This is a genomic window from Halococcus dombrowskii (assembly GCF_022870485.1).
In the GTDB taxonomy this organism is placed as follows: domain Archaea; phylum Halobacteriota; class Halobacteria; order Halobacteriales; family Halococcaceae; genus Halococcus; species Halococcus morrhuae.
In genome coordinates this window covers 226,427-241,344 of the sequence record NZ_CP095009.1, presented here as the reverse complement: position 1 = coordinate 241,344, position 14,918 = coordinate 226,427, and the positions used below count along the sequence as shown (strand labels likewise).

Genomic DNA, 14,918 nt, shown 5'->3' with positions numbered 1-14,918 from the left:
TTACCACACCCACAACCAGATCGAAATCAAACGACATCATGACTGACCCAAACCAATCCTCGACGAACCGGCGACAGTTCCTCGCGGCGGCTGCGACGGCCGGCCTCGCGCTGCTGGCCGGCTGTGGGAGTACCACCGGGAGCAACAACAGCACGAACGGAACACCGACGAGCACGCCGATCCCGACGACGAGCGGCCCCGCACGCTTCGCACGCGCAGCGCTGCTCGGCCCCTCGACAGTCACGCTCGGCAAACCGTTTCGGCTCACGCTTGAGGTTGCGAACGTCGGTGGCGAGACTGGTACGCTCACGACGAACATTCAGGTTTCAGACGGCCGGAGCGACATCGACCAGCCGATCGAGCGGACGATTGATCCTGGCGAGCGTGTGAAGATACAGACCGATCCGGTCCAATTCGATATTGCCGATAGCTACACGTTCAACGTTGGCATCTCGAAAGTAAGCCATACCGTCTCCGTCCAGCCGAAAACGGCCGCCTTCGGAACGACGTTCGACCTCTCGAACAGGCTCAAAGGGACTGTCAAGAGCATCGAGTTCCACCCGTCAATTCTCTACTCACCCGCGAGTAGCGACCAATCGTATCTCCAGAAACCGTCCTCGGACCAACTACTCGCTGTGATTCGGGCTGATCTCAAAAACGTCGGCTCGCAAACAACCGCTCTCGAAGGCTCATTCGAGCTGACAAACGGTGAACTACGACAGACGCTCGGGAGCAACACACCTCTGAACGCGGCGAAGATCGACGGCACACCTCTGATTGATCTGGAACTCTCCCCTAGACAGCAGCGTTCGGGGTGGCTGCTCGGAGAGATACCCCGTCCGAAGGCCCGCAAAGCCGTTTCGATCATCTATCAGCGCGATACTGTCAGCACGCCGCCGGAATTTAAATGGACCAGTACCCCGCGACAGGGCACGCGCAACCTTCCACAGTTCACCGTCGAAAACTTCCAACTGCCGAACACAGCGATGCAGGGCGAAGATGCGACAGCGAACGTGACGATCTCGAACGAGGGCAATTCGACGCGAACGTTCCAAGGGCTACTCGAAACCCGTGTCGGGGAGAACGGAGACTGGCGGAGCTTCGCCCCGATCACCACACGAGTACGACCCGGACAAAGCACCCAGCAGAACGTTACTATCAACAGTTCTTCGAACGGATCGGTCTCGTACCGGCTCGCGCCACTCGATCGAACGGGAAGCATCGAATACGTCCCGCCAACGTTCGCGTTCGGGGAGAGCTATACGACGACCGAGAACGTTGAAGTGACGCTGAGTGAATTTCGGACGGCCGATACGGTTGCGATCGAGAACAACTACCCGGACAGCAACGAGCAGGTGTCACCGCCGACCGGCGAGCGCTTCATCCTGGTACACGTCGAAGCAACTGCCGTTGGCCGGTCGGGAGGGACACCATTCGCACGGGGATTCTCGCTGCGAAACGGCTCGAAGACGTTCGAGCAGGCCAGTGCAGTAGACCGGAGCCTCGTTACTCCGGTCGAAGGATCGCTATACAGCGGTGTCTATGATCCCGATGAGAACGAAACGTTCTCGGGGTATCTCGCTTTCAGCGTGCCTCAACAGGTGCCGCTCGGGGAGTTAACCGTTGAATGGACGAGTGCAGACGACTCGACGGGGGGAACCAGTGAGAGCGCACGCTGGACGAAGGGCGGATCTTAGGGATTAGCGCTGATCTTCAAAGTTCTCACATCGCAGGCTGTTGTCTTGTTGAACTCAGCGTGCACGATATAGAGGGTGTATGCAGCATGATAGAGGAACATTGTCCTCGGTCAATAGCGACAACCAGACAGAATTCCTGCAACAGCTTTATTTAACTGAGGTCAGCTAGGCGGATTCGTCATATACGGCTACTCGCGTAATTATCTCCTGTCAGAATAGCTTCCCAAACTGCGTTCATCGAGATCAATCCAGCCAATCTCATATACTTCGATAACAATGATCTACGGATTGACTCCGTAGATCAGCGATCGAGTGAACACGAGGACGGGAATGATTTCGAGTCGTCCGATCCACATATTTATCACGAGCATACCCTCTGCGATCGGGTGCATCGATGGGCCAGTGATCCCTGTCGAGAGACCGACGTTACCCTGCGCACTCGCGACCTCGAACAGGGCATCCGCATAGCTGAATCCCGGTCCAACCAGATTCGAGAGGATCACGCTACCTCCTATCAGAACAAGTACCCAGAGCAAACTCACAATAGCGGCCTCGCTGAACTCGCGTTCCATCCCTTCTCTGTCGAGCTGCCGATCACCGATGTGGGTGCTTACAACGGCACTTCCAGGCAGGAACACCCGGGAAAACTGCCAGCGGATGCCGCGTACGATAGTATAGCCACGGATTATCTTGATACCTCCGACCGTCGAGCCGGCCGCTCCACCGAGTACCATCGCTCCTGACGTGATAAGTTTCCCACCTGCACTCCACTGGCCGATTGGCGAGGACTGAAACCCCGTGCAAGAGAGTGCGCTGACGAACTGGAAGGCCGAATCGCGCAGTGAGAGCGCCGGGGCGAACGTCTGGAGGTTCTGGAGAGTCAAGACCGCGATTCCCGCTCCAAGCAGGATGAACAGCCAGCGCGTCTGGAGGTCGTCGAACAGCTCACGGAGATCGCGGTTTTTGAGGACGGCGTAGTGGATCGGGAAGGCGATCGCGCCGAGGGTCATAATGGGAAGGAGGACGGTCTCAACCAGCGGCGAGTCGTAGGTCGCGATCGAGTTGTCCGTCACCGAGAACCCACCCGTAGCGAGTCCGGTCATCGCGTGGTTGAGCGCTTGCCAGGCAGCCTCGGCCGGCGGGAGGGGTTCGCTCACAAGCAGCGCCCCGAAGAGGGCAACGACGGCGAGGACGGTGTAGCCGAGAAAGATCTTCCAGACCGTCCGCACTGTGGAGACGATGCTCGGATGGATGCGCTCCTTGCGGGCCTCGCTGCGATAGAGCGTGTAGCTCCCGCTGCCGGGCCGCGAAAGGATCGACACCGTGAGCACGATCACGCCGACGCCGCCGACCCACTGCATCAGCGAGCGCCACCACAGCAGCGCGCGCGGCAGCGACGGCTCGTGAACCGCCATCGTCAGTCCGCTACCGGTCCAGCCCGACATCGACTCGAAGATCGCATGGAGCGGGTTTGCGAAATACCGGAGGCTCGATGCGGTGTAGCTCGCCCCCTCGGGGACGTAGGCGGCCGCGGCGGCCGGCGAGAGCAGGTGTGCCGAGAGGAAAAAGGGCAGCGCGCCGAAGACAGCGGTGAGCAGCCAGCCGGCAGCAGCGATGATCATCCCGTGTTTCGTCTGTGGGGCGGGTGCAGCAGTGAAAATTCGTCTTGCCGCCCCGCCGATTGTGAGGGTCGCTACTGCCGCGAGGAAGAACGCGAGCGCGACGCCGTACTCGCCGAACGCGATCCCGATCAATGCGGAGCCACCCATGAGCGCCGATTCCATCACGAGTAGCGAACCGATGTCGCGGGCGATCGTCGCGAGATCCGCGGGCACGCCGGCGATAGTATGTCCTTGACGCATTTCAGCGTCGCTGGTGATTGTTTCGGAGGGATCCAGCGTGGTCTTCATAGTGGCCGAAAACGTCTGTGACGCCGGGAACTGCGCCTTCGGCCGAGTATATCACAAGCAAATCGCCTGCCTCGATACGCGTGTCACCACGAGGGGTGATCGGCTCCTCATCCTTACGGTCGATAGCGACAATCAGCGTTTCCTCGGGAATCAGTCCCTCTGTGTCGGCCTCGGCTAGAGTATGACCGGCGATGGGAGCTTCCTCACCAACGGTAATCTCGAACACTTCCGCCTGTTCACCGATACGCATGAAGTTGACGATGGACGGCCGTTTCACGGCGCGATAGAGATATTCGGCGATCAGTCGCTGGGGGTTCTCCATCCCGTTGACGCCGATCTGCCGGAAGACGTTCAGGTGTTCGGGATCATGAACGACCGAGACGACGCCTGGGATGTCAAGTTCTTGGGCGAGCAGGCAGACCATGATGTTGGTCGCGTCCTGTTCGGTCGTCGAGATCAGCGCGTCCGCGCGGTCGGCTCCGGCCTCTTCGAGCGTGTCCTTGATTGTCGCGTCGTCGTTCATTACGAGACAGTCGTATCTAGTAGCAGCCGATTCAGCCCTCGCTTTGTCGCGTTCGATGACGACGACCTCGTTACCGCCAGCGGTGGCGATTTCGATCAATGGCGTGCCAATGTCGCCTGCTCCGACGATCACGATGTACATTCATCGACCACCTCCCCAATGTAAACCCAGTGAAAGTTCTCTTCACCATTGATGTGTTCCTCCGATCGCACGTGGTAGAGATACGGTCCATGCGGGCACTCATCGCACCCATCGGCGCAATCTTCGCACTTGATTACGGTGGTATGGGTCCCATGATCTTCGATGGAGACGATTTCCTCGTTCGGCCCGGCCTCGATTCGAGTGTTCAGGAGGGTCTGCCCGTAGTCGAGGACCGCACGAAGCGATTCATCATCGAGTTGACTGAGTTCGGTTGCTACCGATGATGGCACTGCATCCGGTGGCGTCGGGTCGGTATTGTTTTGCATTGTATGAATTTCTCGTCGATTCTCTCGCTATTGCTGTTGACTTTTGAACCAGCGCGTCAGACGGGACGTGATCCCCTGATGGTGCTTCGCCATGATCACCGTGTGTTTCGCCCGTCGACCGACTTCTTCGGGGATGCCACCGAAGACAATCTGCTGTAGCAGGCCTTCTCTCGTGGCCCCGATGACGGTATGATCGTGATTGTCGCTCTCCTCGATGATACGCTCGGCAATATCCGTCCCTTCGAGAAGCGAGCTTTCGACACGATCATAGTCGTCGATGACATCGGTGGTCGACTCCAGCCGCTCGCGAGCGTTCTCGCGCTCGTCTTCGTCAGCCTCTGGATCGATCACGTACACTACGTTGATACGTGCGTCCTGTGGACGAGCGATCGCACGAGCGATTTCCGCGGCGTACTCAGCATGGGGGCCACCTGCCGTCGGCAGTAGTATCGAGTCGACGTCTTCGACGGAACTGATTCGCTCGACGAGTACGTCGCATTTGGCTTGCGTCACAACCTGATCAACGTTGCTGCCGAGAACGAAGTCTGTGCGGCGGCCACGACCCCGCCACCCCATGAGAATCGCATCGCTGTCGTGCTGTTCGACCGTGTTCAAAATAGCAGGAGCGACATCATGGCCAATACGGATCGTCCCTCTCACTGGAACGTCAGCCCCCTCTGCAATCGACATCGCTTCCTTGAGCGTCTCGCGTTCGTCGCCCACAAATTCCCGTCCTTCATCGAGTGGTGTCTGCTGAGGAACTGTCACCACACTGACAACATGGATTTCGGCGTCCATATCGCGGGCGATGTCGATGGCACTCAGCATCAACGGCTCCGCACTCTCAGGATTGGCAACCGGGACGACAAGCTGAGAGTCGCGGTCGGCAGGCGTCTGTTCGGTGGTGAGTGTCGGAGTCTCCTCTTCGAGCTTTTCGTCCTCTTTCTCTGCCGAATAGCCGTAGTAGATGACGAGTCCGAGAGCCATCCAGATCGTCGTCACACCGAGGGCGATGAGTCCCTCATTGCTGGTCCCGATGCCGATGGCCTCCAGCCCGAGTTCGTAGATGATGAACGGCAACAGGATGAGTAGGAGAACGATGCCGATGATCGGCGGCCACGGCATGTACGGAATTTCGAAAGTGCGCGGGAGGTCCGGGTGGGTACTCCGCATCTTGATGACCGTCCAGTTCACCTGCAAGAACAGGAGAATGAACATGATGTCCGCTGCGGCGGCGACGCTCTCGATAGGTAGTGTGACCGCCATAGCCATAATGAGCACCATCGAGACGATGATTGCGACGTGTGGCGTCTTTTTCTCGGGATGGATATTGTTGAACATCCCCGGCAGCACGCGATCGCGTCCCATCGCGAACGATACCCGGCTGGAGGAATAGACCGTCGCGTTGAGCGCACTCGTGGTCGAAGCTAGTCCGGCGACGATCAAGAGTAGAGCACCATACGGGAGGAACTGTTCGGCCGCACGAATCAGCCCGAGTTCACCGAGGTTCTGGAGGACTTGCCAGACGAATACTTGGTCCGGTGGCCGACTGATCCCCGCAATTTCAAGAATTTCCGGCGTTATATTGAGCCCGCCAATCAGGGCGAACGCGACGAGCACGTAGACCGGAACGACGATGATGAGCGAGTAGAACACCGCCTTGGGGACGTTCTCGCCCGGGTTGACGACCTCCTCGCCGGATTGGACGATGATCTCGTAGCCCTCGAACGCGATGAACGTAAAGCCCATCGCGCCAATGATACCGGCGACGCCGGCAGGAGCAAACGAAGGCTGTGAAAGGAATGTTGCCGGCCAGTTCGGGTTGCTGAACGTTGCGAGAGCACCGAAAAGAATGAACAACCCGAGAATCACGAGCTTGATAGCAACGACAACGAGTTCCGCGCTCCCGGTCTCCTCCGCGCCGCGGTAGTTGATGTAGGCGAACGCGGCGATGACCACTACCGCAACCGCCTTTTCTGTGACACGGCGGGTGATGAAGCCAAAGAAGACGAATTCACGCCCGAGATCACTGAAGACGACGAAGAATTCAGTGAGGAACACACCGAAGGTCACGGCATAGAGTGCACACGCGACGGCGTGGGCAAACCAACTCATCCATCCCGCATAGAAGCCATTCGGGTCTACGAGTGCCTCTTTGACCCAGAGATAGCCGCCGCCGGCTTCGGGGAACGCCGCACCGAGTTCGGCGTACGAAATCGCGATAAAGAGTGCAACGATCCCATTGAGGACAAACGCAAGTGTGATCGCGGGACCGGCGATACCAGCGGCGAACCCAGTGAGTGCGAACACACCAGCACCGATCATCGCACCGACACCGATCATCGTGATGTCGGTGAGACTCATGTCCCGGGAAAGCTCCGTCTCCACTGTTCCCGACCCATCACCGGTTGAATTCGTCTCTTGGGTAGGGTCAGTCATCGTTCAACGGTGGGCATTGTGTCTCGGGAGCAGATGGTGGATTGTCCCAGCGCTCAGTTCAATTGTCTCATCGGGGCTGTCCGTGAGCGTCATTCGATTGGATCACCCGCAATCCACCGGTCGTACACCGACGTGCTGCCGGTGTCGTGTTGGGCCATCACTACTGCGTTCTTGCTTTGTTGGGTAACTGAATCCGGAACCGTTCCGAAGACGAACTGTTCGAGCAAGCCACTCGTCGGAGACCCCAGTACGGTTACGTCGTACTCGTCGGAACGATCAATGATCGCTTTAGCAACGTGGTCTGTCTGTTCGAGTGTGGTCTCGACCTGCCCGTCGCCAAAGAGAGTGTTTTTAGCTGCTTCGATGATTTGCTCTCCGTCTTCGTGTTCGGCAGGTGTAGCGTTCTGATCGAGAAAGTGGACGACATCAATCCGTGCGTCCACATCGCTTGCGATCGCACGCGCAGTTTTTGTAGCGAGTTCAGAGTGCGGACCACCACTCACTGCGAGAAGGATTTGCTGAATCGGTGTGTCCTCTGCGGATTGTTTCTCAACGAAAACGTCACACTCGGCACGAGACGCGACTTTCTCGGTTGTATCCCCACTGAGCAGCCGTCGTCGCTGCGAGCGACCGGCCTCGACGGTCAGCAGCACTCCATTGCAGTCGTACTTCTCGACTGCATCGAGGACTGACGGTGACTCTTTGTGTGACAAATGAATGTGACCTGTGGCTGGCGCGCCCGCCTCTCCGGCGGTCTCGACGAACGCTGCTGTCACCTCATGCGCTTGTTCAAGAGCGCGGTTATCTGGTGGAATAGCATCGAGCGGAGTCTGTCGTGCGAACTTAGTAATACAGGCTATCACGAGTCCTCCACCGCGTTTGCGAGCAATGGCCGCTGCAGTCTGCAAGCGCCGTTCTGCGTCCTCTGGTGTGTCTTCGGTAGAAGTGGGAACGAGTAGACGATACTGGCCTTCAGAGAGCTTGGTTCCATGCCGTGGTGTGGAATTCACTGTTCAATCACCCATGGTTAGCGACTAAACGAGCGGGAGTATACATCTGAGAATTTTCACGAACGTTCCAGTGTCCCGCAGTCGAACACGGTTTCTGGCCGGGAGTGATGTACATACTCGCCCATGTTGCTGAAGCGCTATAAAAACACCGTCTCTATTACTGATACAGTAACCATACTGCAATACATTCTCTATTCGAACACGGGCCAGTGGCAAATAATGTACGGGGATTCACTAGTAGCTGACAACACCCATCACAACTGTCCCTCTGGACAGCGAATTCGTAGTGGACTGAAACAGCGGTTCAGAGAACCCGGTCGACAGCAGGTGAAAAACATGTATAATGATGCGGGGACCATCGCTACGCATGGCGAACCGGCTCGACGAGATCGATAAGCGGATTCTGTATCACCTCGCTGAGGACGCTCGCAATACCTCCGCCCCGATGATCGCAGAAGAAGTCAACGTCTCGGCCGGAACCATCCGCAACCGCATCAATCAACTCGAAGATAGTGGGATCATTAAGGGCTATCACGCATCGATTGACTACGAACACGCTAACGGTTCTCTGACGAACGTTCTCGTATGCGATACTGATGTTTCAGACCGCGACAAGCTTGCAAAGCAGATGCTCCGCGTTCCAGGCGTCGTGAACGTTCGGGAGCTGATGACCGGGCAGGGAAGCCTCCATGTGACTGTTGTCGGATCGGATACGAGCGACCTCACGCATGTCGGGCGGGCGCTCTCGGAAATCGGCGTCGACATCGTTGACGAGGGGCTGCTCCAGCGCGAATACTTCACTCCCTATCAGCCATTCGGTCCCGAAGAAGGATTCGCAGAACAATCAATGGCTGATTTCATGAGTCTCGCTGGCAACGCTGAAGTAGTCTCGCTCACCGTCTCAGTCGACGCACCGGTCGCCGGTCGCACACTGCGTGAAGCAAACGATGACGGATTGATCGGTGCGGACGTGCTAGTAGTTGCTATCGAACGAGAAAATGAGATACTCACGCCTAAGGGTGATACGGTTATTCAAGCAGACGATCTCGCGACAGTCTTCTCACGTGATGGTGTATCTGACGAGCTTCTCGCTTTGTTCACTGATGAGCAAGCAGATTATTGAGCCGTCGTGACAACGATTTAGAGAGAACTCTGTCACAGATTGAGAGCAGCCTTCATTACCAACCAATCTAACTCATTTCACCATTCATACTCACACCTCAGAATGTCCATCTAACATGAAAAACAGAAGTTTTCGACACCGATCAGAAAACCACCGTTCTTTATATACTGAACCACGGTACGATTAGGGAACCTGACCGCATTCTGTACAGTACCATCTACGTCCGCATCTCTCGACCACAGTCTCAGTCCCCTGTTCACCCGGACGCAACTGCGGGATCGGTTTCATCGTTCGGGCGTTGCCTGAACGGCACTGTGATAACCAGTTCGTCGTAGGGGAAGACTGGGCGTTTCGCCCTGCCTTCCTCCGCGAAATGGATGACGCCCATCGTTTCGAGACGGGCCAGTTCCTCGTGGACGTTTTTCACGTCGCGCTCGACGAGGCGAGCGGTTTCACGGATGCTCTCCGGTTCCGCGTCAGTGATGACTCGCAACAGCCCCAGCGTTCGCTCGGTGAATGTCTGGGCGAGCATCGTCTCATTGGGGAACGTCACACTGTCGGGTTGTTCGACTGTCTCGCCACGGTTAAGCGCCTCAATTGCATCGCGTCCCTCCTCGTAGAGACTCTCGTCGTCCTGACGGACGGTGATCACGAGCACGTCGCGGTTGTCAGCGTTGGTGTCGGTGGTCATGATGATTCTCCTCCATCGTCGGATGGCCCGAACCTCGGCTTTGGAACCTCCGACCAGAACCGTTCGTAGAGATCGATCATGCCCGGAAATTGGATGATCTCCGGGTCAGGATCGGGCGCAACATGAAGATCGTGGCCTCTCGTGTCTTCATGAGCGTTGTCGTAGCGCCGAATGGTTCCATCGTCCAGCGTTTCCGGTGGGTAGGGAGTGAGCGCACCATAGTGGAGCGTGTACCGCCACCCCGACGGATACGCGGTATCAGTCGTCTGCCGAACCGATACCCGAATGAGAGTCTCATCCTCGTAGACATCGGTCCGAGCGTAGCCATCGAGATCGGTCGGCGTCAGGGCCATCCTCTACTGTTGGTTTGAATGCCATCAGTATAAAACTGTTGGCTTCAATACCAACACAAAGCACTTACGAGAGAAGTCGGATGACAGCAAATCACATCCTGCTATACCAATCCTATCGAATATCTGACACACTGTTCGCGGGTTTGACGACGTGGGGAGAGTCGGTCTGGCCGTGAGCATACACTTCGAGAGCGGGGTGTATTGCTACTCGATGGGGCTGGCGCGGTCGCGCACCCTGCAATGAAGCACATGGATCATTGCAGACTGCAACAAACCCACCCACATTTATGTGTCTGAGATCCGGCAGGTAGATTGCTCATGCATTACTGAACTCGAAATCTATACTGGTAGTCTAAATTTCAGAGGGGTCTGTGTGTGTCAAATCTAGCTAGCCGACCTCTGAAACGGATAGGGACCCTGTAAACAGACAGGCCTCTATTTACAGCCTGTAAGTTGCGTCTGGTCTTTTTGTAGTTGCAGGAATGTGACTGAGAGCCCAACGTCGGAAACGGTGAGATGGGTTAGAGGAGTTGGTTAGCGAAAGAGACCGAGATCTGTGAGTTTGGAGATGATCACCTCTGTCGCCGCTTCCGCGTCTGCAGGTACTTCTCCACCCACAATGACGAACTTGCCCGATCCAAAGAGCAATACGACGACATCAGGCTCGTCAAGGCGGTGGACGAGTCCGGGGAACTGCTCTGGTTCGTATTCGACATCTTCGAGACCAAGACCGATCGCAATCGCATTCAGGTTCAGAGTCTCACCGAGATCACCACTCGTCACGATGTTCTGGACCTCGATATCAGGATTGTCACCCACGTCGATTCCCAGGTCGCAAAGTATCTCAAAGACGACTGCAAGTGCTTCGTGAACGGCTGGAACAGACCCCGCACCTGTACAGACGATCTTTCCCGACCGGAAAATCAGTGCTACTGCATCTGGCTCCTGTACCTGGTAGACCACTCCAGGGAACTGCTCACGGTCAAAATCCGCTCCTTCGAGATCCATTGCGACCGATTCCAGATTGAGTTCCTGGCCCACGGCTGTTGAAGCGACCACGTTCTGGATTTCGAGCGTCTCCTTCGGGTCAGTGACTTCCTCGTGGTCGCTCATAGATAGGTCACATCCGGTCCAATGGAGAGCGGTCATAAAAACGATTCCAGGACGGCGAAGTGCGTCCAGTTCGCAAAATCGGAACCAAATGAAAACATTTTGACAAAAATATCCATATCTCGACATGCAGTTTATAGATGGCAATATGTCCATATCACGGCCTATGTGTGGCGTATTCGGGGGTTTGAGCGGAATAGGTGTTTACTCGTGCTTAGTCCAATAAGGACACGTAGATTTATCCGAAGCCCCGCCCTCTGGCACAGCACACCAGATGCAACGACCCAGAACCACGGTTACCCGCCCCGAAAACAGTGCTCGAGCCAGCGAACGCTCCGGAGGCACGTAGCGTGGTACGGATCGATGCGGTCACCGAGGACTTCCTGACGGACAAGGGCAAAGGCCAGCGCGGCGAGAGCGGGAACTACCGTCAGGACGCAGGTCGAGAGCTCGATCGATTCGTCGAATTCCTCACCGGCCACGAGGAGAGCCCGACATCGTTCGACGAGTTGGACTCGGGCCACCTCCGCGAATATGCCCGTCACCTCACTCGGCAGGGCTGGACTGCGGGCACAGTACGTACCTACTACGCGTACGTCTCGGCGTTCTGTGGCTGGGCTGTCCGCGAAGGACATCTCGCTGAGAACGTCGCTCAGCGCCGTAATGCGACCGAACCGATTCCCGACGACGGCGGTCACAAGAGCGGCGAGCAGCAAGCCTGGTCCGCCGAGGATCGTCAGCAGCTCACTTCCTTCGTCGACGAGCAGGCCAGCACCGCGATCGATGACGTCGGTGAGGACCGGGAGGCCGCAATCAAAGCCTGCCGCGACCGTGCGCTCGTCTATCTCCTCTCGTATTCCGGCGTACGTGGTGCGGAGATTCTTCGAGACCGGAGCGACGAGCGACGTCAAGGACTCCGGTGGGAAGACGTCCATCTTGAGGATCGCTATGCGACGGTTTTCGCGAAAAAGCAGCGCCTCGACGATCGAGGGCTTCCTCAGCCGGTAATCCACCCGCTACAGATCTACCGGAAGGTACTGGATGCACCGAGCGAGAGCTGGCCAGTGTTTCCCTCGTTTCATCGACCGACGCTCTCTCAACGGGTGATGAACGAACTGGATATCCGTGGATACACCGATACGGAGATTGAGGAGATGCGCGCCGGCCGCTCATTGATCGAGGTCTGCGTCGAGTATGACATCGAACCACCCTCGATAACGACCGACGCCGGCCGACACATCCTCAAACGGCTCTGCGGGGAGGTAGGAATAGAACTCGATGACGGTGGGGAGTACCTGATGCCCCATGGTGCCCGGCGCGGTGCTGGTGAGGTTCTCGTACGTACGTCAGGCCATGCAGCAGCTGCCAGGGCGCTCGACAACTCCGAAGAGGTCGTTCGCGAGCACTACTCGCACATCGAAGCCGGAGAACTCGCCGATCAGATGACCAACGCATTCCAAGAAGTGGATCAGCAAGGTGGAGGCAGCAGCGAGTAAGGATAGACACGGATCACTCTCATAATTTGGCCATGAACCCTATGACACGCTCCAGACGGTAGCAAAGGTTTAGTGGGAAGGCGCAGAAAACACGAGATAGATCGATGCGACAATTTGTCAAGTGGGCAGCTATCCTTGCAACGGTCGCTGCGGGCTGGACCGTCATCGCGCCGGCGATCTGGCAACCCGACCACGCGCAAGCGCTCACAAACGTTCTACTGGGGGAGTTCGCGGCGCTCGTGCTCGGCCACACAGCCTATCGGCTCACCTCTGGGACGGTCCCCTCAATGTCGGCTGCCTTGGGCGGAGCACTCCTCGGCATCGTCATCGCCCTTTCTCCGATCGTCTTCGGTCTCGTGTTGGGGCTCACAACAAGCAACATGGTTTGTGGCGGACTCGTCGCCGTCGCCGGGATAGCGAGTGCGGTCGTCGCAAGGGTGCAGCCCGTCAGTCGCCAGTCGCAACGTGCTGGCGGTGACCGCTCCGAGGTAGCCTGACGGACGGTTTTCCATCGACTAAGTGGGGGGCTCAGGATAGTAGTGTAGGTGATTATAGTGGCAATTAGGGGATTCCAGATGCACTTCACGCTACAATAGCTCTAGCGGGATTCTCATGGGGTCTCCCCCTCCGTTTGGATGATCTTTGATCAGCCCTCGACAGGGCGAACGGGTGGGAATCGTCGGGCTACCTAAACCCGTTCAGTCAGTACAGCTCTCGTTCCTGTTCCTCACGCTCCGACTTCTCGGCCTGCTCGGGTTCGAGTTGTCGTCGGCCACGTCTGTACTGGACGATCCCGGGAACAATCTTGTTTTTGATATCGAGCAGGAACGAGACGATACCGTAGGCCCAGAAGAAAAAGAGGACCACCAGCCCGCCCCAGTAGACGAGTGCGACGGTTTCAGCCGCCATGGTCAGTCATTGGTTTCGACCGGCGAGCCAACCGCCCTGTCGACCCCCGGCGGAGCGACGATGCCGTGGGTGATTGCTTCCCCGCTCGCGGTGTCGAACAAGTGGACTTTATGGCGGTCTAGGACCACGTCGATTTCTTGGTCTTCCTGGATATCCGCGTTGGGATCGTTGCTCATCAGTAGCTGGTCGGTCTTCGTCGCCTCTTGGGCCATCGATGTTTTCCCCTCGCCGAGCAACAGGTAGGTGAATATCTCGTCGCCCATCGGTTCTAGCACGTCGGTAGTCGCCTCGATATCTCTGGATGGGCTCGGTACAGACTCCACGTCCGTCACCGGATAGACATCCTCCGGCCTGACGCCGACTGTCACGGCGTCCTCGATGCGGACGGAATCGAACGGGGCGGGGTCGAACGCGAGATCGAAGTAGGAGGACTCCAACCCCGACTCGGTGACCGTCGCCTCGACGAAGTTCATGCTCGGCGAGCCGATGAAGCCCGCGACGAACAGGTTCGACGGCTGGTTGTAGCAGGTCAGCGGCGGGTCGATCTGCTGGAGCTTCCCACCGTCGATCACCGCGATCCGGTCGGACATCGTCATCGCCTCGGCCTGATCGTGGGTGACGTAGATGATCGTGGTGTCGAGCTGTTTGTGGAGGCGCTGGAGCTCGGTCCGCATGTGGACCCGGAGCTTCGCATCGAGGTTCGCCAGCGGCTCGTCCATCAGGAAGGCGTCGGGCTCGCGGACGATCGCGCGCGCGATCGCAACTCGCTGGCGTTGACCGCCCGAGAGTTCGTCGGGGTCCCGGTCGAGCATCCCCCCCATCTGGACGATCTCGGTCGCGTTCTCGACCCGGCGATCGACCTCCTCGGTGTCGAAATCCCGGAGCCGCAGCCCGAAGCTGATGTTGTCGTAGACGTCCATGTGGGGAAACAGCGCGATGTTCTGAAACACCATCGCCACGCCCCGATCCTTCGGCGGCAGGTCCGTCACCTCGCGGTCACCGATGGTAATGGTGCCCTCGGTGGGTGTGGTCAGTCCGGCGATCGTCTCCATCGTGGTCGACTTCCCACAGCCCGAGGGCCCGACCAGCGTGACGAACTCGCCGTCGGCGATGTCCAGGTTCATGTCGTCGACCGCGACGACATCGTCGTACCGTTTCGTGACGTGTTCTAGTTTGAGTCGTGTCATTTG

14 protein-coding genes are annotated in these 14,918 nt (G+C 57.6%); 4 read left to right on the top strand and 10 right to left on the bottom strand.

Going from position 1 to position 14,918, the window contains the following annotated elements; all coding sequences use genetic code 11:
* Positions 1-38: 38 nt before the first annotated feature.
* A complete protein-coding gene (locus MUK72_RS19245; RefSeq protein ID WP_244706803.1) occupies positions 39-1,697 on the top strand; it encodes a twin-arginine translocation signal domain-containing protein in 1,659 nt (552 codons plus the stop codon).
* A 281-nt stretch (positions 1,698-1,978) separates the two neighbouring features.
* Here MUK72_RS19245 and MUK72_RS19240 read toward each other — a convergent pair whose 3' ends face one another.
* The 5 genes from MUK72_RS19240 to MUK72_RS19220 all read right to left on the bottom strand — a co-directional run bounded on the left by MUK72_RS19240 (position 1,979) and on the right by MUK72_RS19220 (position 8,046).
* Positions 1,979-3,559, bottom strand: a complete 1,581-nt coding sequence (locus MUK72_RS19240; RefSeq protein ID WP_244707207.1) for a TrkH family potassium uptake protein — start codon at positions 3,557-3,559, stop codon at positions 1,979-1,981.
* Between the two features lies 1 nt (position 3,560).
* The gene (locus MUK72_RS19235) at positions 3,561-4,271 is read right to left on the bottom strand and encodes a potassium channel family protein (RefSeq protein ID WP_244706801.1); all 711 of its coding nucleotides are present in this window, start codon (positions 4,269-4,271) and stop codon (positions 3,561-3,563) included.
* Positions 4,259-4,597 carry a hypothetical protein gene (locus MUK72_RS19230; protein WP_244706799.1) on the bottom strand — a complete coding sequence of 113 codons (339 nt, stop codon included), beginning with the start codon at positions 4,595-4,597 and terminating at the stop codon, positions 4,259-4,261. Before MUK72_RS19230 ends, MUK72_RS19235 begins: the two co-directional genes overlap by 13 nt.
* A gap of 27 nt (positions 4,598-4,624) precedes the next feature.
* Complete coding sequence (locus tag MUK72_RS19225; protein WP_244706797.1) at positions 4,625-7,036, bottom strand: amino acid permease; 2,412 nt, start codon at positions 7,034-7,036, stop codon at positions 4,625-4,627.
* An 89-nt stretch (positions 7,037-7,125) separates the two neighbouring features.
* Positions 7,126-8,046: a universal stress protein gene (locus MUK72_RS19220; protein WP_244706795.1), complete on the bottom strand. Its 921-nt coding sequence runs from the start codon at positions 8,044-8,046 to the stop codon at positions 7,126-7,128.
* 367 nt (positions 8,047-8,413) lie between these two features.
* On the opposite strand from MUK72_RS19220, the gene MUK72_RS19215 reads away from it, so the two are divergent.
* Complete coding sequence (locus MUK72_RS19215) at positions 8,414-9,169, top strand: winged helix-turn-helix transcriptional regulator (RefSeq protein WP_244706793.1); 756 nt, start codon at positions 8,414-8,416, stop codon at positions 9,167-9,169.
* A 256-nt stretch (positions 9,170-9,425) separates the two neighbouring features.
* On the opposite strand, the gene MUK72_RS19210 is transcribed toward MUK72_RS19215, so the two are convergent.
* The 3 genes from MUK72_RS19210 to MUK72_RS19200 all read right to left on the bottom strand — a co-directional run bounded on the left by MUK72_RS19210 (position 9,426) and on the right by MUK72_RS19200 (position 11,326).
* Positions 9,426-9,860: an HVO_A0114 family putative DNA-binding protein gene (locus MUK72_RS19210; RefSeq protein ID WP_244706791.1), complete on the bottom strand. Its 435-nt coding sequence runs from the start codon at positions 9,858-9,860 to the stop codon at positions 9,426-9,428.
* Positions 9,857-10,213 (bottom strand): toxin-antitoxin system TumE family protein, encoded by a 357-nt coding sequence (locus tag MUK72_RS19205; protein WP_244706788.1) that lies wholly within the window; start codon positions 10,211-10,213, stop codon positions 9,857-9,859. Before MUK72_RS19205 ends, MUK72_RS19210 begins: the two co-directional genes overlap by 4 nt.
* A gap of 534 nt (positions 10,214-10,747) precedes the next feature.
* Complete coding sequence (locus MUK72_RS19200; protein ID WP_244706786.1) at positions 10,748-11,326, bottom strand: TATA-box-binding protein; 579 nt, start codon at positions 11,324-11,326, stop codon at positions 10,748-10,750.
* Between the two features lie 347 nt (positions 11,327-11,673).
* Here MUK72_RS19200 and MUK72_RS19195 point away from each other — a divergent pair, with 347 nt between their 5' ends.
* A complete protein-coding gene (locus MUK72_RS19195) occupies positions 11,674-12,819 on the top strand; it encodes a tyrosine-type recombinase/integrase (protein ID WP_244706784.1) in 1,146 nt (381 codons plus the stop codon).
* A gap of 104 nt (positions 12,820-12,923) precedes the next feature.
* Positions 12,924-13,316: a hypothetical protein gene (locus MUK72_RS19190; RefSeq protein WP_244706782.1), complete on the top strand. Its 393-nt coding sequence runs from the start codon at positions 12,924-12,926 to the stop codon at positions 13,314-13,316.
* Between the two features lie 205 nt (positions 13,317-13,521).
* On the opposite strand, the gene MUK72_RS19185 is transcribed toward MUK72_RS19190, so the two are convergent.
* Both MUK72_RS19185 and MUK72_RS19180 read right to left on the bottom strand, forming a co-directional pair.
* Entirely contained in the window at positions 13,522-13,728 is a 207-nt protein-coding gene (locus MUK72_RS19185) for a DUF8005 family protein (protein WP_244706781.1), read from the bottom strand.
* Between the two features lie 2 nt (positions 13,729-13,730).
* Entirely contained in the window at positions 13,731-14,915 is a 1,185-nt protein-coding gene (locus MUK72_RS19180; RefSeq protein WP_244706778.1) for an ABC transporter ATP-binding protein, read from the bottom strand.
* Positions 14,916-14,918 lie beyond the last annotated feature (3 nt).